13 protein-coding genes and 2 pseudogenes are annotated in these 24,719 nt (G+C 43.0%); 3 read left to right on the top strand and 12 right to left on the bottom strand.

The window, feature by feature from the left end; genetic code table 11:
• Positions 1 to 119: 119 nt before the first annotated feature.
• The 10 genes and pseudogenes from DXB58_RS01565 to DXB58_RS28050 all read right to left on the bottom strand — a co-directional run.
• A complete protein-coding gene (locus DXB58_RS01565) occupies positions 120 to 4,148 on the bottom strand; it encodes a two-component regulator propeller domain-containing protein (protein ID WP_122135719.1) in 4,029 nt (1,342 codons plus the stop codon).
• Positions 4,149 to 4,212: 64 nt separating this feature from the next.
• The gene (locus DXB58_RS01560; protein WP_032854036.1) at positions 4,213 to 5,976 is read right to left on the bottom strand and encodes a glycoside hydrolase family 9 protein; all 1,764 of its coding nucleotides are present in this window, start codon (positions 5,974 to 5,976) and stop codon (positions 4,213 to 4,215) included.
• 53 nt (positions 5,977 to 6,029) lie between these two features.
• A complete protein-coding gene (locus DXB58_RS01555; RefSeq protein ID WP_122135718.1) occupies positions 6,030 to 7,523 on the bottom strand; it encodes a glycoside hydrolase family 43 protein in 1,494 nt (497 codons plus the stop codon).
• A 65-nt stretch (positions 7,524 to 7,588) separates the two neighbouring features.
• Positions 7,589 to 9,055: a glycan-binding surface protein gene (locus DXB58_RS01550; RefSeq protein WP_009001153.1), complete on the bottom strand. Its 1,467-nt coding sequence runs from the start codon at positions 9,053 to 9,055 to the stop codon at positions 7,589 to 7,591.
• Positions 9,056 to 9,068: 13 nt separating this feature from the next.
• Positions 9,069 to 10,697 (bottom strand): RagB/SusD family nutrient uptake outer membrane protein, encoded by a 1,629-nt coding sequence (locus tag DXB58_RS01545; RefSeq protein WP_009001154.1) that lies wholly within the window; start codon positions 10,695 to 10,697, stop codon positions 9,069 to 9,071.
• A gap of 23 nt (positions 10,698 to 10,720) precedes the next feature.
• Positions 10,721 to 13,894 (bottom strand): TonB-dependent receptor, encoded by a 3,174-nt coding sequence (locus DXB58_RS01540; protein WP_009001155.1) that lies wholly within the window; start codon positions 13,892 to 13,894, stop codon positions 10,721 to 10,723.
• A gap of 25 nt (positions 13,895 to 13,919) precedes the next feature.
• Positions 13,920 to 15,428: a cellulase family glycosylhydrolase gene (locus tag DXB58_RS01535; RefSeq protein WP_009001156.1), complete on the bottom strand. Its 1,509-nt coding sequence runs from the start codon at positions 15,426 to 15,428 to the stop codon at positions 13,920 to 13,922.
• 187 nt (positions 15,429 to 15,615) lie between these two features.
• A complete protein-coding gene (locus tag DXB58_RS01530; RefSeq protein ID WP_122135717.1) occupies positions 15,616 to 17,181 on the bottom strand; it encodes a glycoside hydrolase family 43 protein in 1,566 nt (521 codons plus the stop codon).
• A gap of 168 nt (positions 17,182 to 17,349) precedes the next feature.
• The gene (locus DXB58_RS28055; RefSeq protein WP_233527220.1) at positions 17,350 to 18,021 is read right to left on the bottom strand and encodes a hypothetical protein; all 672 of its coding nucleotides are present in this window, start codon (positions 18,019 to 18,021) and stop codon (positions 17,350 to 17,352) included.
• Positions 18,022 to 18,036: 15 nt separating this feature from the next.
• A pseudogene (locus tag DXB58_RS28050) lies at positions 18,037 to 18,894 on the bottom strand (glycoside hydrolase family 43 protein); the annotation flags it as partial.
• A 247-nt stretch (positions 18,895 to 19,141) separates the two neighbouring features.
• Here DXB58_RS28050 and DXB58_RS01520 point away from each other — a divergent pair.
• Complete coding sequence (locus tag DXB58_RS01520) at positions 19,142 to 21,499, top strand: glycoside hydrolase family 3 N-terminal domain-containing protein (RefSeq protein WP_122135716.1); 2,358 nt, start codon at positions 19,142 to 19,144, stop codon at positions 21,497 to 21,499.
• A 185-nt stretch (positions 21,500 to 21,684) separates the two neighbouring features.
• Here DXB58_RS01520 and DXB58_RS01515 read toward each other — a convergent pair whose 3' ends face one another.
• The gene (locus tag DXB58_RS01515; RefSeq protein ID WP_122135715.1) at positions 21,685 to 22,029 is read right to left on the bottom strand and encodes a hypothetical protein; all 345 of its coding nucleotides are present in this window, start codon (positions 22,027 to 22,029) and stop codon (positions 21,685 to 21,687) included.
• A 763-nt stretch (positions 22,030 to 22,792) separates the two neighbouring features.
• On the opposite strand from DXB58_RS01515, the gene DXB58_RS01510 reads away from it, so the two are divergent.
• Both DXB58_RS01510 and dinD read left to right on the top strand, forming a co-directional pair.
• A complete protein-coding gene (locus tag DXB58_RS01510) occupies positions 22,793 to 23,431 on the top strand; it encodes an HU family DNA-binding protein (RefSeq protein ID WP_122135714.1) in 639 nt (212 codons plus the stop codon).
• A gap of 27 nt (positions 23,432 to 23,458) precedes the next feature.
• Positions 23,459 to 24,295 (top strand): DNA damage-inducible protein D, encoded by an 837-nt coding sequence (dinD, locus tag DXB58_RS01505; protein ID WP_122135713.1) that lies wholly within the window; start codon positions 23,459 to 23,461, stop codon positions 24,293 to 24,295.
• Between the two features lie 128 nt (positions 24,296 to 24,423).
• Here the strand turns inward: dinD and DXB58_RS28045 are convergent.
• Positions 24,424 to 24,649 (bottom strand): annotated as a pseudogene (locus DXB58_RS28045) (cytochrome C biogenesis protein CycH); the annotation flags it as partial.
• Between the last annotated feature and the right edge of the window lie 70 nt (positions 24,650 to 24,719).

Genomic DNA, 24,719 nt, shown 5'->3' with positions numbered 1-24,719 from the left:
TATTTTCTCATATCGCAAAAGTAAGTACTATAAATGAAAAGTTCCCCTTCTAATGTTTTATAGAAGGGGAACTTTTAAACAGTGACCGGACGATATGTTTTTTTCAGAGGTATCATTTGTTATTTCCCTTCTTTTTCCTGGTAAACAGAGGGCAAAACACCAAATTCATCCTTGAAATAACGACTGAAATATTTAGGGTTATTAAAGCCTACTTCGAAGGCTACCTCAGATACATGAAGCTGGCTTTCACGCAATAATTGCGCTGCCCGTTTCAAGCGGATCACACGGATAAACTCAATCGGCGTCTTTCCTGTGATCTGGAGTAATTTCTTATACAGATGCACACGGCTCATACCCAGTTCCCGGCTAAGCTCCTCTACCGAGAGTTCGGTACGCGACATATTATCTTCCACATACTTGATTGCTTTCTCTATCAACTTCTCATCCAATGAAGTAATCACAATCTCACTGGGGGCAGGGTCAATCATTCCCTGGGTGACACGATGATAGCGGCTTAATTCTATCAGTTTACGGATACGCAATACAAGAATAGTCATATTGAACGGCTTCGTTACATAATCGTCCGCTCCCGTCTGCAATCCTTCCAGCTTCGCTTCGGTATTCTGCCGTGCTGTCAGCAAAATCACAGGGATATGCGCTGTGCGCTTATCCTGCTTAATCAGACGGCACAACTCATTACCATCCATTTGAGGCATCATCACATCACTGATAACCAGATCGGGTAATTCTTCCTGCATCATCTCCCATGCTTCGTTACCATTCACAGCCAGTTTGACACGATACTGCAATTCCAGACTATAACGCATAAAGATACGGAAGTCTTCATTATCATCTACTATCAGCAACAATGGGAAATCCTTGCGTTCCGTTTCCTCTTTTATCTCCTTATCTTCTTCCTCCCCGATCGATATACCTGTCTCTGGCGGCAATTGCACCTGTGTCTCCACATGCTTTACCGGAAACTGAATAACGAAAACGGAGCCTGTTCCTATATTATCAAAGACCTTCACTTCTCCTTCATGCAGAGTTACAAAGTCACGTACCAAACTCAAGCCGATACCATTTCCGGTAGTTTCCTCTACCCCCTTATGATCTGCCTGGTAGAAACGCTCGAAGATATGTTCCTTATCCACATCACTTATTCCTATTCCGGTATCGGCAATCTTGATCTCCAGCATATCAGGAGTTCCAGCCACATGCTCTATCATCACCGTCACCCGTCCTCCTTCGGGAGTAAACTTAAAGGCATTGGAAAGCAGATTCATGACAATCTTTCCCACCTTGTCAGCATCAAAAGCCATTGAGAATGTATCTATCCCCGAGAAGAAAGAGAACTGAATGTGTTTCTTATCCGCCATCAACAGGAAAGAGTTGCAAACACTATGCACATACGAGATAATATCTCCTTCCGACAGAGACAACTGATGAGTACTCATCTCCCCTTTACGGAAATCGAGCAGTTGATTGACCAAGTGCAACAACCGCTGCGCATTGCGATACATCAACTGCAAACGTGTACTTTGCAATTCATCGGTTGTTTCTTTCAGCATACCCTCCAAAGGAGAAATAATCAATGTAAGCGGTGTACGCAATTCATGGCTGACGTTCGTGAAGAAACGGAATTTCATATTATTGATTTCTTCGTTCTTCGCCACCTCGTTTTCTATCTGCTGAAGATGAAACTTCTCACGTTCACGTTTCAGCATCCGGTAGCGTGCCACGAAAAGCACGACCACCAAACCGATGGCATACAACAAATAGGCCCACCATGACATCCAGAAAGGAGGATTGACTACAATACCCAGCGTCGCTTCCTTCATGCCGACATAACCGTCACTATTTATCGCTTTCACTCTCAAAACATACTTTCCCGGAGCAAGATTCGTAAAAGTGACATTGTGTACTCCTAACGGTAAGGTTAGCCAGTCATTATTAAACCCTTCCAACTTATACATGTATTGAGTTTTCTCCGGCAGATTATAGTTATCCGAAGCAAAAGATACACTGAAAATGTTCTGCTTATAATCAAACTCGACATTTTCTACATCGTTCAACTCCTTTTCTATCAATACTCTTCCACCATACGACTGTCCCACCTTTACTGCCTCATCAAACAACGAAAGACCTGTAAACATCACATTAGGCAGCATTTTATTATAGCGTATATGATCGGGAGCAAAAACATTGACCCCATATAAACCTCCAATGGCAATGATTCCATTGTGCAAGGTTTTGATAGAACGCTGGTTAAAATCACAATTCTGCAATCCGTCCTCACTATTATAAGCCCTGGAATCAAAAAGGTAACTCCCTTTTCCGTCAGAAGCTACTGTCACCCGGATTACCTTCCTACTGGTCGATACCCACATATTACGCTCCTGATCTTCCGTAATCGCAGCAATAAAACTTCCTTTGGCCTCTGCAACAGGAGATAAATCAAGAAACAGATGGCGTCTTACATCATATACGTTCAATCCCTCACGTGTAGCAATCCATATCAGTCCCCGACTATCCTTGTACACATGATTTACCGCATCGTTCGACATTTTCGTGCTACCGCTCTGACCTTGAACTTTTTTTATTTCACGAGTACGCATATCCATCATGCCTACTCCCTGACTGGCAGTTCCAAAAAACAATGTATTATCATCTCCCCAACACAAAGAGGTAACATTATTTTCCAGCAGAGCCGAGTTATTACCCGTATAAGTCTCAAAAGTACCGGACGACGGTTCCAAACATTGTAAACCACCTCCTAAGGAAGCAATCCAGATTCTCCCCTTATCATCTTCCACCAATGCCCAGACATTATTACTTGCCAGAGCATTTCCGGCACCCTCCTTATAAGAACGCACCTGAGAACCATTCATACAATACAGCCCTCCATTAAATGTTCCGACCCATAATTTGCCGTCTTTTGACTTTAGCATAGACACAACCGGATTCGGCAACTGTCCTTCGGCATCTCTCCAGAAAGGTTCCGCCTTTCCTGTAGAACGGTTCCACAAAAGAATCCCATGGTCATTCGTTCCCAACCACAATCTATTTTCATCTGCCTGCTCTATGCAGGTTATATCTCCCCATTCATACATATTGAACTTAAAGATACTTTCACTATAATAAGATACTCCTTTCTTATAAGTTCCCACCCACATGATACCATCTCTATCAGCGTATAAATCATAAATTGTATTATGAGGCAAACTCCGTCCATTGTCATCATGGGCAACAAGAGAAGTCACTTTTCCAGTTTCTTTCTCAAGCACATCTATACCGTCATAATCCTTTCCAACCCAGATTCTGCCTTCTATATCCTGTGCCACCGCATGAATGATTACGTCCGGACGTGACGACCAAATACCGGTTAAGTCTGTCCGCCAACTTTTTGTTCCGCTGTCATACGCCCAGATTCCCATAAGACTATATGCCCAGATGCAATTGTCTCTGTCTACAAAGAGCGAAAGCTCTATCTTCTTTCCTTCCGGAATATATTTTTTGATTTCATCAGACTGCCATTTTACTGCTAATGTGGAACGATCCAGGCAAACAAGTAGTCCTGTATTATAAATCAACAAGATCCCGTCACTGCATTCTGCCATTTGTGTCACTCCATATTCCGGTAACGAATGTTCCATGTACGAGAAGAAAAGTCTTTTTCCGCCTTCCTTGTAACGGTAACATCCCTCACCTGCCACACTAAGCCAGGTATTCCCTTCCCGGTCTACAAAAACCTGTTCCGGAACTCCCCATGATTCGAGAGTCTTCATAAATCCGGTAACATCGGTGATAAAACAATCCCGTTCCTTGTCAAACAATACATATCCCCGGGCAGTATTTATCCAAAACCGTCCATCAGGCATTTCTACAATATCAGTGATATAATTATCCGGCAAAGATCCCGGCTCGTCCTCGGCATGCTGATAAACCTTAAAAGTATATCCATCATAACGATTCAATCCGGTAGTCGTGCCAAACCACATGAATCCGTCACGATCCTTATAAATAGTATTTACAGAATTATTAGACAATCCGTCCGACACTTCCAGATGCTTGAATAAATAGGATTGTGCTTGCACAATCCATGAAGTAAAAAGTAAAGCTAACAATAAAAGGCTCTTTCTTATCATGTTTTTCAGATTTGTACAAAGGAAATAAAATATTATCAAACAGCCAAGAAAAAGAGCCTGCGGATTATTTGACAGAATCAACAGCAAGCGCATCTAATGAAGAGGATAATGCCACCAAAGCGGCATTCCAATTAATTGCCACTTCATTGGAAGCATAAGAATCTTCCGTATCCACATACGATTCATCCGGACTGGCCGTAGGATAAAATGCCTTGTCTTGTTGCCCCGGATTAGGTCCTCCGACAAGAAATCCCGGAATAGGAGCCTTTATATCATCTGATGCAGAAAGGCGATGATGCGGATGCTCCGGACTTTTTGTTCCAAGTCCCGTTACATAGCAGAAACCTGTCGCGTTTCGCCCCAATATATAATCCATATTTCTGTAGGCATTAGTCAAATACGTTTCTTTGTCAGTCAGAATATAAGCATACATCAATGATACACCCTGATTAAGACATTTCTCTGCAAGACATCCCCAAAAGAAGTCTTTGGCATCATTACCATAAGGGGCATGAAATGGAGTCTGTTCGGCTCCTTGTATTACTTTATCAGCATATTTCAAAAGTTCAGTTTTCAATGAACCGGCAAAACGACGATCGGCTTCATTCAATTTTCTGTCCGGCTGAAGCCATGCAAATATGCCTAGTGCAAACGTGTTACCCCATCCCGGAGCTGTGTATACTTTGGGAGCCTTTTTTATTACTTCTTCCCGGTATATCTCTTTTCCGGTTGAAAAATAGAGTTCGGTTGCCGCCCAGAAAAATTCATCGTCTGCATGTGTATCACCGTATTCTCCCGTAGCTATCTCCGGTTGAAACTTCTGATTGAGCAGATTCTGGTTATAATAGTCCTCCGGATGTTTTTCCGCCCAAGCATAAGCCTTCTCCGCAGCCAGCAGAGCACGTTTGGAAAATCCCGGATAATCTTTCTCATAAGAGGCAAACAGACGGGAAGCCTGTGCCATGACAGCAGCAAAGTCTAAGGCAGCAGTGATCGATTTCTGTACGATATAACGCTGTTGTTTACAATCGACAGGCTTCACAAAGCCTTCAAAAAAGGGAGTGGTCAGTTTGTGATACACTCCTCCATCTGCGGGATCTTGCATTGTTAACATCCAATCCAAGTTATAATGCATTTCGTCCAGTAAGTCGGGAGTGTGATTATCGCTCTCCGGAATATTTATCTTTTGCCGTGAGAAGTAATCCGGAAACAGCTGATAAATAGACTGCATCAGACCTATCGAATAGCCCGAATTCACAATATACTTATTATAATCGCCAGCATCATACCAGCCTTTGGAAGAAGAGACAATCGTTCCCGAGGGACGGCCGGGAGAAGCAGCACTAGCATGTATTAATACGTGATTATCCGGATGTCCGGCCGGTCTGTTCCACTGCCCTGCATACTGTTCCTCGATTGGTATTGCGGTACGTTGATAATAAAAAGACTTCAAAGCCGCATCAGCCAAAGGAGATAATACACTGTCCTTTACAGGAAAAGCAACCGATGCTCCGTTCACCTTCAGAATATATTCTCCCGGAGTTGTTATTGCACTAAAATCCAGTGTTGTTCTTGTTTTATCCGACCATGCAGATTTTGCTGTATATAAAGATTTTCCGGCAAACACTTGTTCGCCGGAAACAGCATCTAATATTACAAACTCTTCAACCTTTCCGCTGTCTATCACAGCTATTTTCTCCTGATTGGGGTAATAGCCCAGCTGATTCAATCGAACAACGTCGTTTGATATCACACTTGTTGAAGGGGTACATGCAACCGCCAATCCACTCAACATCCCAAACAGAGCAATATATTTTATTATTTTCATACACATTCAGTTCATGAAAAGTCCCACTATTAACAAACTCTTGGTAAACAGTTTCATTTAAACTGCCATTGGTCAAAAACAATATCTTCCCCTTTCAATACAAAGCAGAGATCTGTTGTACCTTCAAATTGTGTCTGAATCTTAGTTTTCAGGAGTTTCATATTGGGGGTATTTATCTGAATGGCAGCCATCATTTCTCCATCCGGAGTATTACGGTGTACTTCAATAATACCATCTCCTGCGGCTTGCAGCTCCAGACGTGAGGGAGTCTTACAGAATTCCACACCTCTGACAGATAAAATACCTTCCATGCCCGGTACAGTCACTGCATACATATCGCCTACATCTTTTCCATTCAAGAACTTAACACCTTGTGTAGCAGCCGTTGTTTCAGCTTGTTGGAGCATAAATAGATTTAGTACTTTTATCTGCGAGACACCTTTCAGGGTTTGTTTTCCCATGTGTATGTTCACATTTCCCTCGTCTATTTCAATCTCGTCTACACATATATTTCGGAAGCCTCCTGTTGTATTGAAACTGCGCTGCAGGCTCATCGTGTGATAGAACACATACCATTTCCCGCCATATTTGTGTAGGTGCGTGTGATTGTTTCCAAACTCGAACCCATATTCACCGGGATTTTTCATATAATTATGCTGATATTGCCAACTATCACTCTCAAGCGGAGTTTTACTTGTCATATAACTCATACAGCAGATGGTCGGTTTCTCTGTTGGTAGTGGCCAATCATCAAAGTTTTGCCAGTCGATATTATAAGTATATACATAAGTTCCATTAATAAAGTTGAGTTCATTGGCTTCGAAATGATGCGGTGCATTAATCGGCACTATCGGACTGTCTATACTGATCATATCCTTTCCTAAACGTATGATACGTGCGCATCCACCTCCCACAGCAAGCCACCCCGTCCCTTCTTCGTCGATAACGGCTCCAGGATCGAAGGCGGCTTTACAGTCTCCGATGCCCGGTGACTGTGTATCTATCACACTGCGGTTCAAAGGGCTTTCCCACGGACCTACGGGCGAGGTAGCTGTCAATACAGCACTGCCATCTCCACTATTAGAGAAATAAAGATAGAAATGCGTTTTACCATCGCCTTCTTTACGACTCACGACAGAAGGCGCCCATGATGCTTTAATCCATGGTGCGATACTATCTGTCCGAATCAGTCCATGATACGTCCAGTTTACCATATCATTGGTAGACATCATCACCAACGATTTAATGTATTCGTAAGAATTTTTGCCGTTCCCTCCTACTGCTTCATATTGTTGATGATCATTTGTGCCATACACATAAAGTCTTCCTTCGTACTCTACTGCTGTAGGATCTGCAGTAAATATAAAATCAAGCAGTGGATTGGCATCTCCCGACAACAATTTTGGGGAGACTTCCGGCATGATTATCACGGGGGTAGAACTACCATTCGCTATTCTATCCTGCATCTGAAGTTCCTGTGCATGACATGCCATACTTGCCACTATTGCCATTGAAAAAACGACGAAATAAATAATATTCTTTCTCATTGTTTACTAAAAATACAGGAGAGGGTAGAACGAATCGTTTACCTTCTCCTGCTTCATTTAAATCATTACTTCTTCACGATACGGAAGTTATCGAAATAAACTTCTATAGTAGCTTCACTACCACCAGGATTTGTTGCATATACACCTATGTGAGCAGAATTCCTGTTCAAGAACTCTTGATATGTAGCATCCGCGACAACAGAAGATAAAGATACAGAACATTGCATCCATTTTCCAGTCTCCGTTTCTCCTGTAAAAGAGCTCACCGGAACATAGCCATTTAATGCAGCATCGAAGTTTTCGCACATTGCAATCTGGAAAACAGGCCCGGTAAAGACTTCTTTCACAAAACATTCAAACTGTAATTTCAAGTCACTGATCGGTGTATTTCCCGGAATGATGCTTGTACCTACCCATTGAGCGTTGGAATAACTTTGTTTCCACCAATAGTTGTATGCACTCACTGTTCCAGTAATACCTAGACAAGTTCCATTAGAAACATAAGGAGCCGATGAGCCGTCTGCTACTACAAAACTGCAATCGCCCCAAACATGACTACCGATTCCATCGTAGTTCAGTATCACATTTTCTAAAGGATAGAATATTTCTGCAGATTCTACCGTTCCTCCAATCGCAGTCACAGAAATGTGACCGGACTGGGTAGGAGCCTGTGGCAATACAAAACTAATCTCATCAAAAGTGTTTGAGGTTGTGATATCCTCCACTGGAATGTCGAACTCACCGTTAATATTCACACGTGATACCTTAATAAAGTTCTGTCCGGTGATAGTAACCGTACTTCCTACAACCGGCATTGTCGAACTGACAGCAGTAACAACCGGTCTCGGACCATTCTTCTTGAACTCTGTAACCGCACTACTCGTATAGCACTCTACCACAAGATATCCCTCTTCAAGCAGATTTGCCGGAGCTGTCAGAGTAATTTGATTATATTTATTATTTACTTCATAGTTTGTTATCTCCTGAACGTCAACAGGGCGTGTTCCATCCTTTGCCGGTTGTTCTGTAGAAAGATAAACAGCCTGTACCTCGTAAAAGTTACCGCCTATCACAGTCATCTGATCTCCCGGCTTAATAGGATAGGTCGCGGAAATACGGGTGATGTAAGGTGCAGGCGAAAGCACGTGCATATTGTAGGTCGCTATTCCATGATCAGTCTCCAAGCGAATTTCACCTTTCAATTCAGGATTTTGCCCTGTCAATTCCAGCTCATTGGGAACCGTCAGTATGATATTAGTAGAAGTCACATAGTTTCGGTTGAAACTTACCTCCTGATCATTGATAAATATTTTCTGCGTACCGCCCAGATGCTCTCCCACCACAACAATCATCGTACCGGGACTCACATCGGTGAAAGTACTGTCTGCACGGGTAGGGTCGGTCACCCGGATATAATGAATCACAGGAATACTGTCATCGTCGTTCTGACAAGAAATAAGCGCGAGTAATGGCAGAAACAGCCAAAACAACAAGAGTAGCCGCGCATCTGTATACTTATATATTGATTTCATAAGTTCGTCTGATTTATTCGTTAAACGTATAAGGAACCGGTGGTTCATTCAGCAATGGATTCTGGATTACATCAGACTCCGGATAAGGTAAGAAGATATCCTCTGCTTCAATGTTGATAGTAAACTCCGGAGCCGTATAATTTTCAGGACCTTCAAGGAAGGTAGTTCCGTCCGTATCATATTTCCCGAAATGCAACTTTCCATCCTCATCCTTGATAATAGCATCTGCCCGGTATCCCCGCCACTGATTATTAAAGTAGTTGAGCATCTTGTCCGGCAAATAGCGGAACCAAGTCACCATATCATACCAGTTTGAATACTCCATGCCAAACTCAACACGCCGTTCGCGGATAATATCGTCCAGTGTAATGGAAGATTTCTTGTTAACCTTTGCACGCTCGCGTACCAGATTGAAAAAGTAGAGTCCGCGTCCGTCACTCAACACAGAGTTGTTACCCAAACAAGCCTCCGCATATGTCAGGTAGACATCTGCCAAACGCAAGATATAGGTATTAAGCGGTGAGTTCATTTGTTTTACTTTGCCATCATTATCATCATCCGGTCCTCCCGGAACACCTTTTTTGATAGGAGAAGCAGTGCCCTTATAAGTATAGCCTCCGTCCTTCATGGCAATGTAAGAATAATAAGAACCTTTAGTAAAGAAGGTAGCGTTCCGGCGCAACGTATCTGCCAGCTCGTACTGCTGCAACATATCAATACTTCCATTATAGCTGCTCCAGCAATTGACACCACCCGTCACTTCGGTAGAGAATGCCAAATCGGACAGCAGTGTATTACATTCGTACCACTCACCCAATGGCACCCACTGCATGGCGAGTAGGGATTCCTGATTGTTATTATTCTTATACTTGAATAGATCTTCGTAGTTTGTCATCAGACCCAGCCCGCTATTCTCGCAAACATCACCGGCGTATTGGCGGGCAAGTTCCAAATCATCTTCATTGCGTGTACCACCGTTGTTCCATCCCGAACGTGCCAGATAAACCTTTGCCAATATTCCTTTTGCTGCCCACGACGTAGCTCGTCCTTTATCGCTCTGTTCCGGCAGATGAGTAACGGCATAGTTCAGGTCGTTGATAATAAACTGGAACACATCCTCTTCCCGATTGAGTGGACGAACGGGATTGTCAACCAATTTCTGATTGTCTTCTATGAGAATCACCGGCCCCCAAATACGCAACATATAGAAATATGCACATGCACGCATCAGCCGGGCTTCAGCAATTGCTTTTGTCTTGGCCGCTTCGCTCACACTACCCTGTGTCTGTGTCTCTACCGCATTGATTACAGAGTTAGCCATCGTTACTACCGAGTAAAATCCGCTCCATGCACCCGATAGATTTTCGTCTAATGCTGTCACTTGGAAAGTAACAAACTGCGGATAGTTCCACGGGCTGTACATATCATTGGCACGCCCGCTACCGATAGGAACTATGGAACGTTGATTGTAATCAAACCATGCCCGATTGTAAAGTGGAGCAGTGGCTGCTTCCAACGCTTCATCGGAAGTATAGAACGTAGCGTCTACATAGCTTCCCTCTGGTGCTCTGTCCAGAAAACTGTCACTACATGCTACAAGCAGCAGTGCGGTAGTTGCTATTGCTAATAATTTCCTTTTCATAAATGTTCTCGTTATTTGTCTGGTTAGAAACTAAGGTTAAGTCCGAAAGTATAAATCCGTTGTGAAGGATAACGGGCATTATCGATACCACGCGTCAACACGTCATAATTGTAAGCACCCACTTCCGGATCATATCCTTTGTACTTTGTAAAGGTGAATGCATTCTGGATATTCATATACACCCGCAGATTATCAATATTGAGCTTACTTATCCACTTTTTAGGGAAAGTATAACCTAACGAAATATTCTTGATACGAAGATATGAACCGTCTTCCACAAAGCGGCTGCTCATACGGTTGTTATCATTGGCATTGGCAGCAGTGATGCGCTGCACTTGTGCAGAACCGGCATTCGAAACATAGACATTGGAAAGTGTCGCCGGCTGTGACGGATCAATCAGTTCCACACGGGCAATATTAACAGCCTCTTTCAGCATGCCACTGTTATTCATCGGATTGGTAAATTCTTTACGCAACATATTCACCACTTTATTACCGTATACACCATTGATGAAAACATTCAGATCAAAGCCTTTATAAGAAAAAGAGTTATTAAAACCGTAAGAGAACTTTGGTTCGGGATTACCTAAATAGGTACGGTCTTTCTCATCAATAACACCATTGTCGTCAATATCCTCATAAATATAATCCCCTACCCATATCTCACTTTCAGAGATGTTTTTTCCTTTTGGAATGGCCACTTTCGCACGCTCGCCATTTTTATCGAGGATATAATTGCCATAAGAATCCCGTTTGTAAAAGTCATCTTCTTTTGCAAACATACCTATCACGTTATATCCGTAGAACTGTCCTATCGGCTGTCCTACTTCCGAGTAAGTGTAAGTTTCACTATTGATAGTACCGGAAAGTCCTGCTGTTTCCGTATAAAGTTTTGTAATCTCATTCCTGTTGAATGAAATAGTCAGTCCTGATCTCCACATGAAATCTTTTTTATTGATATTAACCGTATTCAACGTGAATTCCAAACCTTTATTGGTCATGGCACCCGCATTTACCCACGGTGAAGAAATAACACCGTTAACGTAAGAGGGAAGCGATGCTTTCATCAACAGATTATCAGTATTCTTGTAATATCCATCGATAATCAGCTCAACCCGGTTACCAAAAAGATTAATGTCTAGTCCGGCATTCCATGCTTCAGTCTCTTCCCATTTCAAGTTTTCGTTTCCATAGTTCTCCGCATAATATCCGCTTCCCCAAATAGTTGCCACCGTTCTCATCTTTACGCCATAAGCATAGTTGTCTGCCGCTTGATTACCAACCAATCCCCAGCCAAGACGCAGCTTCAAATTATCCAACCAAGAGACGTTCTTCAAGAATTTCTCATTTTTCAACTTCCAAGCAAGAGCTGCCGATGGAAATATACCCCAACGGTTTTTCGGAGCAAACGTGGAAGAGCCGTCACCACGTACGGTAAGTGTTAACAAATAACGGTCATCAAATCCGTAATTAACACGACCGAAGTAAGATTCGATAGCAGAAGAACCTTTGGAACTACTGTTCTTTGCTGTGAGTGAACTACCTGCATCCAGTTCGTGAACAGAGTTGAGGAAATAGTCGCTCCGAGTACCGGAAAGTGACTCCCAATTATTCTCCTGCGCTTCATGTCCCGCCATGGCAGTAATTTGGTGTCGACCAAAAGTATTAGTATAAGTCAGATAAGTCTTTAACGTCCAGTTACTACCGTTACTGGCACTACGGCTACCCAATGACTCTTGGGTATAAAGACCATAGTCATAAGACGGTGTATACTTGTAACTGTTGTTATAATAGTAATTACCTGCATATTCTGCCCGAAAGACCAAGCCTTTGTAGAGCGTAATATCAGCAAAGAAGTCTACATAGAGTTGCAGCCCCTTGTCATAATTCTCACGCATCAATGCTTCCGCTACCGGATTCGTAAAATAAGTACCGTACATGTTTTCCGACTGCATTCCCCACGAGCCGTCAGGATTTTTCGCCGGCACTTCGGGTAACTGTTGTATTGCTGTGCGGATAATATTACCATTGTCAATCGTATTGTTCTGTTGTGTCTTGGCAATAGAGGCACGCAATCCGGTAGAGAGCCAGTTCGTTATCTTATTATCCATATTGACACGGGCAGAAAAACGTTCAAAACTAGAACCGATCCCAATACCATCCTGGCTTAAATAACCACCCGAAAGCGAATAAGTAGTCCCTTCATTTCCTCCGGAGATATTAATCTGATGATTGTGCATGGAGGCATTGCGGAAAATTTCATCCTGCCAGTTCGTTCCCTCTCCCAATAAATTGGGATCTTTAAACTCCTCACGATCTCCAAAGCCCAGCACTTGAGCGCGCAGATTCTGATATTCCGCATATTCGCGTAGATTTAAAACATCCAACTTCTTAGGCAACTGTTGTAGACCATAATATCCTTCGTAGGAAACTTTCGTTTTACCAGCTTTCCCCTGATTAGTGGTAATAAGTACCACACCATTAGAGGCTCTCGAACCATAAATAGCTGTGGCCGAAGCATCTTTCAAAATTTCCATGGAAACGATATCCGATGGATTAATAGAAGACAATACACTGGAGTTACCGTCTGTATTACCAGAAATCGCTACACCATCAATCACATATAGAGGTTCGTTACCATTCAGAGAGTTGATACCACGAATACTCACAGAGATACCTCCACCCGGAGCTCCCGAATTTTGTGTAACGGAAACACCCGCTGCACGTCCCTGCAAAGCTTGGTCTAACGAAGTAACAACAGACTTTTTCAGTTCGTCTCCAGTCACGGAAACAACCGAACCCGTAAGGTCGCTTCGTTTCATGGTTCCATAGCCGACAACTACCACCTCATCCAACGTTTTAGTGTCTTCTTTCAAGACTACGTTAATGACAGGTTTTGTTGCCACCACTTGCTGTTCCATGAAACCGATGTAAGAGAATACCAGCGTCTGTCCGGTAGATACATTCAGCGTATACTTACCGTTCAGGTCTGTAATTGTCCCTGTCGTCGTTCCTTTCACTTGTACGCTTACCCCAATCAACGGTTCTCCGTCAGTTGCAGAAGTTACTATTCCGGACACCTTTAAGTCCTGTGAAGGGGCAGCCTTCAATATCGTTATCGGCAACCAAAGTAATATTGCCAATGCAAGACAGTACCAATGTACAAATGTACATTTTCCAAGAAAGTGTTTATTCATTGTACCTTATTTAAATGGTTAATATTCAATTTAATCCTTCCATAATAGCTGCTATAGACGCTGCATTATGCGGTTGTCCGGTAGTGCGGTCGAACAGCTTTTCGGTATAGCCGGCATCCCAGTACAAGGGAACGAGTTTATTTTTCACGCAGGTCTTTACTACATATTCGATATAGTCATTACGTGATTTCAAATGGTTTTCCAATGCCTCTCCGGTCAACTGATCTCTTAACGTCGGTCCATATTCACCGATGATTACAGGCACATTATCATTAATAAATACATTCAGCGAACCTAATGTAGCTTCTATATCCGCTTCCTGTCCGGTAGAAGACACATCTCCACCTGCAAACGCAGCTCCCCATTGACTCTTGAAATCTTCATCATTAGGCATGATCGTGAAATCATAAGGATCGTAGTAATGACATTCCAGGAAAATACGGTTTTGAACAATATCGAGCGGCATTGTGAAATGCGCCACTGCTTTCGCTACATCCGTATTGTATGCCTGCACAATCAGATGACGGTAGTGGTTACGTCCTCCGGTAGCTCTAACCGTATTGACGAATACCTGATTGAAACCATTCTGCACTCTGTAATTCTCCTCTGTAGGTTGTGCACCGTCAGCATCATCATTATTGACCTCATTGGTTCCGGCAAAAAGCAAACGGTCGTCATAATCCCTGAATTTTAAGGCAATCTGTTTCCACATCGCTTCCAGTCTTTCATCCAAAGCCTCTTTATTGGCATCCACCGGATGATTCAGCCAACCACCTTCCCAATGAATATTGATAATAACATAAAGACCAGCATCAAGCGCAGCTTTCACCGCAGTCTCTACTTTATCCATCCATGCACTCTTAATCTTATACGTTGATGCATCTTCAAACTGATGAGAATAAGCAACAGGCATACGTACAACATCAAAGCCTGCTGCCTTGATTCCCTCGAAAAGAGCCTTATTCGGTGTAGGATTTCCCCAACACGTCTCATCACCGGAAAGACTTCCGTCTTCCCCCACAATCACCGCTTCGAATGTATTACCTATATTTACTCCGGCTTTCATCAATGCCGACAGTTGCATAGAAGTCAAATCACGCATTCCTGTATTATCAGGATCAATATATTCATCGTATGGAGGCACGCTATACATAGACTGTTTGACATTGATAATAATATCAGGAGCACCACTAGCCGAAACAGTGACGGTAGCCGTCCTGTCTTTCTGCGTATCATTCGCCTCTACTGTGATATTTACATATTGTTTCCCTTCCCCGATTGCGTGGGAACTTTTACACCAACTTTCCGAAGTGCTGATATGCCATTCGGACGGACCGTTGATCTGAATAGTCTGCCTGCTTCCACGAGCATCAAATTCCAGATTGCGATATTCCTGTGCCACTTCCAGACTTCCTCCTTTTTCATCACTGTTGCTACATGATATAAAAGAGGTGGTCAGCAACACCAGCATAAATATGACTCGTTTAATACCCAATGGACCAAATAATCCATCACTAAATGACTGTTTTTCCATATTCTTCTATACTATTAGATTAAATTTAAAACCGTTAACTTCGTCTTATCAAAACATATTTGTTTTCCACACCACAAAATTAAGTATTCGACACGTAACTTCGCTTCTGTAATGTTATTCATATAGGGAGCGTTTTGGAAACGATGGGGTGGATTTGTTTTATAAAGGGGATTCATTTGTTTTCTTCCTATTCCCCTTTATACTTAAAGCACTCAAAATCAGCGCACATCTTTGATTCTTTAGAAGCTGATACAGCATAAAGTCCCAAGACGACTCCGGTAAATCCACCTGCTGTTTCAGTGCTTAGATAACGAGTATTCATCTTACCCAAATCATGATATATTCCATTCACTTTATAACCGAAATAATAGTAATTGATATCCGACTTCACCACCAGTTCCACTTCACCACTAGTTGGCAAGGAAACCTCTTTGGCATAATGAGTAATCTCTCCCAGTTTATACCGCAAACCAACAGAACGTTTCTGATCCTTATCCTGACGGACAAATAAATCATAGTGAGAATGAAACTCCATAAAAACGGAAAGTCCCGCTTCATCATTTACTCCCGCTTTCTGCAAGACTACCGGAGCGGATGCTTCCATATCAAAGTGTTCCTGTCGCAAGGCGACAAAGGTAGGACTTTTCCAGTCACTTAGCGTAACAGGAGTTGCTGTCAAACGAAGTTTGCCATCTTTGGTAAAAGTATAATTCTTTGCTTCCGGATTTTGCAAATGAATCCATTCGGGAGAAAGTTTTCCTTCTTTAAAGTCTATCCGTTCCGGTCTGCCTTTCATTTCCTGTTGAGGCAGAGTGGTTACATCCATCTCCAAAGAAATAGTTCCGTTGGCATTGACCACAGGCCAGGCATCCTTATCCCAACGCACCGGAGCCAGATACGTTTCACGTCCCAATGTATGATGAGTTCCCGGCATAATTCTGTATGCCAAGCACACCATCCACCAAGAACCATCGGTGCCTTCCACCAGATCAGCATGCCCTGTTCCCTGAATCGGACTGGATTGTCCCGACTCATTGGCATGGGTCAGAATAGGATTTGCCGGATTTCCCTGATAAGGACCGTCTATGTAACGACTGCGGGCAATGGTTACTTTATGTCCCAATTCCGTACCACCCTCTGAAATCAGCAGATAGTACCAGCCGTCTTTCTTATAAATGTGTGGACCTTCGGCATATCTGCCTCCGGTACCGTTCCATATTCGTTTGGAAGAAAAAAGCTGTTTGCCTGTCATGGGGTCAATCTCACACAGGTTGATGTATCCATCCGGATTACTGACCATAAAACATTTGCCATCTTCAAAATAAAGCGAAGGATCGATGCCTCCTTGTTCGAGCCAGACAGGTTCCGACCATTCACTACGGGGATCAGTAGTATGTACCAGGAAATTCCCCTTACCGGAAACGTTAGTCGTAATCATGTAAAACACTCCATCATTGTAACGAATGGTAGGAGCAAAAATACCGCTTCCCGAATTGGCATTAGTCAGATCAAGCTGGGACGGACGAGTCAGACAGTTTCCTATCTGCTCCCAATGCACAAGGTCTTTGCTATGAAACAAAGGCACTCCGGGGAAATATTGAAAGCTGCTGTTGACTAAATAATAATCATCCCCTGCCTTGCAAACACTCGGATCGGGATGGAAACCGGGAATTACAGGATTACTGTAACCTTGAGCCGATGATTTGCATACAGAACAAAGCGAGATGAAAATAAGGAATAAAGCGTTTCGCATATCATATAATTTAAGAGTTAAACATCTTTTGCCAGCCGACGATACAAAAGTAGATGTTTTTCCCCAAGGAGACATGGTATTTCGTTCACACCCGGTCTGCTAAATGTTTTACCCATACGCACAGAATGTTTCCCTTTTGCGTATGATTTGTTTTCACCCCTCTTCAGCTTAGTCCAAGCAGCGAAAATCGAACCAGTCAAAGTCGGCCGGATTTGTATTTGCCTGCCCATTACCGGAAGCATACATACCTATAAATACACCGGTAAATCCACCTACCACTTCATTAGAGACATCACGCGTGGAAGCCATCCCTAACACTTCAACAGCGTGACCGGCTTTCACCTCAAACGTATATGCCGTCTTGGTAGCAGTGATGGATAAAATTACATCTCCGGTGGCAGGAAGTTCTTTATAGATTGTATCAACAACCTTATCTTTCAAAGTCTTACGAAGCATGGCGGTCCGCTGACCATTCCTCTTTGTTATCAGCAAATCATAATGATTCTTATCATCCGCTCTTACTACCAGTCCCGCCTCTTCATTTTCCACTTTCGGAATAAAGTTGACTTTTGCAGATGCAGTCAGATTGAAAGCAGCCTGCCGGCGGCCGATAAAAGAAGGAGAATCATTCGTTGTGAAGTTGATTGCTGTTCCTTTCAGACGCAGCGAGCCCGGCTTCTCCGTCAATGACCAGAACGAATGAGCAGGATTACGGATAAAAGTCCAGTCCAACCCCAGCGTTTCCGCATCGAAATCATCACGAACCGGTTGTTTCGCCCAAACATGTGACGGCAGGTTAGGGAAGGGATATGTTTCCTGTACGACGCCATCTTTACCCACTTTAGGCCAACCGTCGGCATCCCACGTCACAGGTGCCAGGAAAGTTTCACGTCCCAAATGCTGGAACTTGCCATCCACAGGTCTTATTCCCAGACAAACTGCCCACCAGCTTCCGTCTTTCAGTTGGACAAGATCCGCATGCCCTATTGCCTGGAAAGGATGTCCGGGGCAATTCATATTCGAAAGAACCGGATTCACAGGACTGGGTTCATAAGGTCCCCAAGGGGATTTGCTCCGTTATATGACTTCCCGGTGCTCATAACCCGTTCCTCCTTCGGCAGACATGATATAATAGAATTCACCCATTTTATAGAAGTGAGGTCCCTCCGGTGAAGAACCTCCCAGACCGGCAGCCACTTTCCGCAAGGGTTCGACAAACTTCCCGGTTTCCGGGTCCATTACTCCCAAAAGGAAGCTGCCTTGATTATCCGGACTCAAAAAGTACATCTTTCCGTCAATAAACTCAATAGACGGGTCTACATACCAGTTCCCCACCCATACCGGATCAGACCAGGGACCCGCAGGATTCTTGGCCGTCACATAGAATACTCCTTGCGAACCTTTCCCGCCATAATTCGTGCCAATCACATAGAATGTACCCTCATGATAGCGCAACGTCGGAGCATACTGTCCGCCGGTGGAGGCACTGCATCCCATCAACGGATTATTTTCCGGACGGGACAGGGCATGCCCGATCAGTTTCCAATGAACAAGGTCTTTACTATGATAAACCGGTAGACCGGGAAAATACTCAAAGGTAGACGTAACCAAATAAAAATCATCTCCCACCCTGCAAATACTCGGATCGGGATTCATTCCTGTAATAATAGGATTCCTGAATGTCTCCTGTGCGATAGAGACATTATTAGCCATCCATAATCCGATTAAGATTAATAAAAGTCTGCAACTGTTCTTCATCATTCTTATTTTTAAAGTTTGTACTGATGGCAAAGTTCACCATAATCCGGCAAAAACAAGGTGTGTTATGTTTCGAGCAAGAGAATAGAATGTATCTTATTGGGGCATCATATGTATTCAATTGCATTTCGCCCTTTCGAGTGACTGCAAATCTTTCTACATTTGTGGTAGAATTTAAGTCTCACTCTAAAAATATCAACTCATGAAAAGCATTAAGAAAATGGTATTAGTATCAGCCTTTGCCGGTACCTGCCTTACAACTCACGCGCAGGCTACCCCTCCCGCCATCCCAGCCGATCCGGCTATTGAAGCTAACATCCGGCAATGGCTTCAGAGAATGACCCTCGAACAGAAGATCGGTCAGATGTGTGAAATCACCATTGATGTGGTGTCTGACCTTGAAACCAGCCGTGAGAAAGGATTCTGTCTAAGCGAGGCGATGCTCGACACGGTTATCGGTAAATATAAGGTAGGCTCACTACTGAATGTCCCTCTGGGAGTAGCACAGAAGAAGGAGAAGTGGGCGGAAGCCATCAAGCAAATACAGGAGAAATCAATGAAAGAAATCGGCATCCCGTGCATCTATGGAGTAGACCAGATTCATGGAACGACCTACACGCTGGACGGAACGATGTTTCCGCAAGGCATCAACATGGGAGCCACTTTCAACCGGGAACTGACAAGGAAAAGTGCCGAAATATCTGCCTATGAAACCAAAGCAGGATGCATCCCCTGGACGTTTGCCCCCGTTGTCGATTTAGGTCGTGACCCGCGCTGGGCACGTATGTGGGAGAACTATGGAGAAGATTGTTATGTAAATGCAGAAATGGGCGTGTCGGCCGTAAAGGGATTTCAGGGAGAAGATCCGAACCGCATCGGAGCATACCATGTAGCTGCCTGTATGAAGCACTATATGGGTTATGGTGTACCCGTTTCCGGGAAAGACCGTACTCCTTCTTCCATCTCACGCAGCGATATGCGTGAAAAACACTTCGCTCCTTTCCTGGCTGCCGTGCGTCATGGTGCATTGAGCGTGATGGTGAATTCTGGCGTTGACAACGGCCTGCCTTTTCATGCCAACCGTGAATTACTGACCGAATGGCTGAAAGAAGACTTGAACTGGGACGGTCTGATTGTAACAGACTGGGCGGACATAAACAATCTCTGCACACGGGATCATATTGCTGCCACCAAGAAAGAAGCCATCAAGATTGCCATCAATGCCGGAATCGACATGTCAATGGTTCCTTATGAAGTGAGTTTCTGCGATTATCTGAAAGAGTTGGTTGAAGAAGGAGAGGTATCTATGGAACGCATCGACGATGCAGTAGCCCGTGTGTTGCGTTTGAAATATCGTCTGGGATTATTCGACCATCCGTATTGGGACATTAAGAAGTATGACAAGTTCGGTTCTAAGGAATTTGCGGCCGTTGCCCTCCAGGCTGCCGAAGAATCGGAAGTGTTATTGAAGAATGACGCACATACCCTGCCGATAGCGAAAGGCAAAAAGATTCTGCTGACCGGGCCGAACGCAAACTCCATGCGTTGCCTGAATGGCGGATGGTCGTATAGCTGGCAGGGACACGTTGCCGATGATTACACGCAGGCATATCATACAATCTACGAGGCTTTGTGTGAGAAATACGGAAAAGAGAATATTATCTACGAACCGGGAGTCACCTATGCTCCTTACAAAAACGATAACTGGTGGGAAGAAAACAAACCGGAAATTGAAAAACCGGTAGCAGCGGCAGCACAGGCAGATATTATCATCGCCTGCATTGGCGAAAACTCTTATTGCGAAACTCCCGGTAACCTGACGGATCTTACCTTATCGGAAAATCAGCGCAATCTGGTAAAGGCTCTGGCCGCTACGGGTAAACCTATCGTTTTGGTTCTGAACCAGGGACGTCCGCGTATTATCAATGACATAGAGCCTTTGGCAAAAGCTGTCGTCAACATCATGCTGCCAAGCAATTATGGTGGCGATGCACTTGCTAACTTATTGGCCGGTGATGCCAACTTCAGTGGAAAAATGCCGTTTACTTATCCCCGCCTAATCAACGCTTTGGCAACTTATGACTACAAACCTTGTGAAAATATGGGGCAAATGGGAGGTAACTACAATTATGATTCGGTGATGGATATTCAATGGCCGTTCGGCTTCGGATTAAGCTATACCAATTATAAATATAATAACCTAAAAGTAGACAAACCGACTTTCAATGCCGATGATGAGCTGATATTCACGATTGATGTAACCAATACGGGCAAAGTTGCCGGAAAAGAAAGTGTGTTGTTATTCTCTAAAGACTTGGTGGCAAGCAGTACACCGGACAATATCCGTCTGCGGAACTTTGAAAAGATCTCTCTGAAACCGGGAGAAACAAAGACTGTTACGTTGAAGCTAAAAGGAAGCGATTTGGCATTTGTCGGGTATGACGGTAAGTGGAGACTGGAAAAAGGAGATTTCAAGATCAAATGCGGTGACCAATGGATTGATATTGTATGCGATCAGACGAAAGTGTGGAATACTCCGAATAAAAATACTCTTCATTAACAAGCTTCTTCTCATATATAAAAAATCACTTTTCTCTATCACCTATCACCGACGGCAATCAAATACCTTATTCATCGAGGTTTCCGGCGGTGATAGGTTGTTTTTCAACCTATCACCACATCTGTCACCTATCACCGCAAAAAAACACTACTTTCATCACATTTTTGCAAAGACAACCTGAATAGCTATGACTTAGAGAGCCATTTCTTTCTTTTCTTCACAGGAGCCATCACCAATTTAGTATGCAGTTCTCTGATCTCATATAAATCGAACCTTTCCTGTATATACACATACATGATGACCAAATGGATGAGTTCTTTATTCGAACATGAGAGTTCATCTTTTGACAGCCCGTCTATCACTATATTCAATAAACAGAGAGAACACTGCAATTCAGCTTTTGACAATTGGTCTACGCTTTCAATATTTGCAAAGCTAGGCCAGTTTTCTTTCATAAAACTAAGCTTGTCGACGGAGCGTTCTAAATCGTGCTTCATCAGGCAGGAACAGGAACAAGTAAGGTCACTCATAACTATCATTTTTTAATTATGTGTTCCCGTTTGCCAATAAAAAAGGCGCGGAAACTATTACTGTACTATCCTCCGACGGCTCTGGTAAGCCTACACCTGAATAATAAGCAATAGCTCCACGCCCGTTGAGATATATAACAAATATATATACAACATGGACGTGGAGACCGGTCACTTATTATCTGCAGGTGTTAAATTTACCAGATTTACGGAGCAGATAATAAAAACACTTTCTCCAATTCAAAAGTAAACGTATCTTCTCTCTGAAGACACGCTACAAATATAACTATATTTTTCAGACAATGCCACTGTTATCACAGTAAAATAGTTTAATTCTCCCTTGCCCTATATCTATCAAATAGAACAAGGCATATAAATACCTACAACAAGTAGGAATACTTTGCTTTTCTCCCTGATATAGTTTATCTTTGCTACCGATATAGTTCATTCTTCATGGCCGTGGCGAATTCCTACCACGGCCGTGAAAAGATACTACCACAGCCATGACGAGATCTCTCCACGGCCGTGGGAAACTAATGATAAAGGCACCGGAAGATAACTATCCCTATGCCTTAGTCCAAGAATAAAGGCAGGATAACTTATAAAAGCCGCTTGATAGCAAACAAACAACAGCTATATAACACCCTCCCCCTAAGTCCGAAGATGATCGATTAGCTTCGCAACAAAAAAAACAATGTCCTTATAGGCTTACAACGATAAATTTAAAATACGTAGTAATGTATAAGGCGAAAACAAATTAATAATGGCAATACAATTTGAATTGTACAAGACTCCCCGTCCCAAGGATGAGGAAGACAAAGAAACGTACCACGCACGTGTAGTCAACTTCCAACACATTGACACAGACTATCTGGCAAAAGAAATCCAGATAGCCACTTCTCTAACTGAAGGGGATGTAAAGTCTGTTCTCGAATCTCTAAGTCATTTTATGGGGGATCGTCTTCGGGAAGGACAAAGCGTCCATCTGGATGGCATCGGTTATTTCCAGATAAAGCTGAATAGTCAAGAACCTATCACCTCGCCCAAACTAAAAGCGAATCAGATAAAACTCAAAGCCAACATCAGCTTTAAAGCGGATGCCAAACTGAAAAGGTCAGTCAGTGTTGTTCATGTGGAGCGAAGTAAACTGAAACCCCATTCGGCTGTCCTTTCAAATGACGAGATAGACAAATTGCTGACAAACTACTTCAAGAGCAACCCTGTATTAACCCGTCGCGACTTTCAAAGACTGTGTGGCTTTACCCCTACCACTGCCGCACGGCAAATCAAACGGCTGAAAGAGGAGGAGAAGAAGTTGAAGAATATCAATACTTATTATCATCCGATTTACATGCCGATGCCGGGATATTATGGCAAGGCGGAGATAAAGACAGATGAATAAAAGGAACAAACATTATACAGAAATAAAATGAAATCAGAAGAAATAAAAGGACTATTTAAGCAGTTTGAGAGCATTGTTTGCGAATACAACAAAGTGGAATGTTGGAGTGCGAGAGAACTTTATCCACTGTTGGGATATTCTCAATGGCGTAACTTCCTGTCTATCATAGAAAAAGCAAAAGCTGCATGTAAAAATGCCGGAGAAAATATTACTTATCATTTTGCTGACGTCAGCAAAATGATAATATTAGCCAAAAGTGCTGAAAGAGAGATAGATGATATTCTACTTACCCGCTATGCTTGTTATCTGGTAGCACAAAATGGAGATTCCCGAAAGCAAGAAATTGCCTTTGCTCAAAACTATTTTGCAATACAAACCCGCCGTGCAGAATTAGTAGAGCAACGTTTAATAGAATATGAACGTGTCCAAGCACGCACCAAACTAGCCGAGACAGAGAAACTTCTCTCGGGTGTTTTATATGAAAGAGGAGTTGACAATCAAGGATTCGCCATTATACGTTCCAAAGGAGATAAAGCACTGTTTCACATGGACACCAAAATGTTAAAGCGTAAACTTGGCGTACCTGATAGCCGACCATTAGCTGATTTTCTTCCGACCATCAGCATAAAAGCTAAAGACTTTGCCGCAGAAATGACCTCTGTGAATGTTCAGCAAAAAGACCTATACGGACAAACTGCCATTGAAAATGAACATGTTGACAATAATGTCGCAGTCAGAGATATGCTTGTTGGCAGAGGCATATTTCCTGAACAAATCTCTGCAAATGAAGATATTAAAAAAGTAGAAAGACGTTTAAAAGGAGAAGAAAAGAAACTAAATGGCTCCTCAAAAACAAAAAGATAATCATTATCAATACCCCATAAGTGCAAATTTTGCACTTATGATAATATACTTGTCACTTTTCTTTATCCCACTATCCAAGCTATTATAAACAAGGATACAATATAAAGAAAGAAAAATTAAAAAGGGAAATCCAGTTGTTGATAATCGTATTTATCAAGTGTGTCCAGACCGTAAGTGTAATCGGTAATCACACGCAAGAGCCCATTGGCCTCATCCAGCGTCAATTGTTTGTGTTCGATAACGTTAGAAAGAAGGCGCACGGTGCTCTTCAGGTCTTCCAGTTGAGCAGCTTTGACCTGCTGATTAATCGTAACCCTTAATCAGGTAGTCCTTCAGGATTTTGTTCGCCCAAATTTATGTGCAGCAGCACATAAATCTGGTTATGAAGAGTTGGAGATTATGTAATGTTAGATTTATAAATAGT

Source organism: Bacteroides sp. OM05-10AA (genome assembly GCF_003439055.1).
In the GTDB taxonomy this organism is placed as follows: Bacteria; Bacteroidota; Bacteroidia; order Bacteroidales; family Bacteroidaceae; genus Bacteroides; species Bacteroides intestinigallinarum.
The sequence above is the reverse complement of the archived record's forward strand: the minus strand, read 5'-3'. Positions and strand labels throughout refer to the sequence as shown.

Coding starts and splice junctions, on each gene's coding strand:
- DXB58_RS01565 (WP_122135719.1), bottom strand. CDS start 4,148: ATGATAAGAAAGAGCCTTTTATTGTTAGCTTTACTTTTTACTTCATGG.
- DXB58_RS01560 (WP_032854036.1), bottom strand. CDS start 5,976: ATGAAAATAATAAAATATATTGCTCTGTTTGGGATGTTGAGTGGATTG.
- DXB58_RS01555 (WP_122135718.1), bottom strand. CDS start 7,523: ATGAGAAAGAATATTATTTATTTCGTCGTTTTTTCAATGGCAATAGTG.
- DXB58_RS01550 (WP_009001153.1), bottom strand. CDS start 9,055: ATGAAATCAATATATAAGTATACAGATGCGCGGCTACTCTTGTTGTTT.
- DXB58_RS01545 (WP_009001154.1), bottom strand. CDS start 10,697: ATGAAAAGGAAATTATTAGCAATAGCAACTACCGCACTGCTGCTTGTA.
- DXB58_RS01540 (WP_009001155.1), bottom strand. CDS start 13,894: ATGAATAAACACTTTCTTGGAAAATGTACATTTGTACATTGGTACTGT.
- DXB58_RS01535 (WP_009001156.1), bottom strand. CDS start 15,428: ATGGAAAAACAGTCATTTAGTGATGGATTATTTGGTCCATTGGGTATT.
- DXB58_RS01530 (WP_122135717.1), bottom strand. CDS start 17,181: ATGCGAAACGCTTTATTCCTTATTTTCATCTCGCTTTGTTCTGTATGC.
- DXB58_RS01520 (WP_122135716.1), top strand. CDS start 19,142: ATGAAAAGCATTAAGAAAATGGTATTAGTATCAGCCTTTGCCGGTACC.
- DXB58_RS01515 (WP_122135715.1), bottom strand. CDS start 22,029: ATGAGTGACCTTACTTGTTCCTGTTCCTGCCTGATGAAGCACGATTTA.
- DXB58_RS01510 (WP_122135714.1), top strand. CDS start 22,793: ATGGCAATACAATTTGAATTGTACAAGACTCCCCGTCCCAAGGATGAG.
- dinD (WP_122135713.1), top strand. CDS start 23,459: ATGAAATCAGAAGAAATAAAAGGACTATTTAAGCAGTTTGAGAGCATT.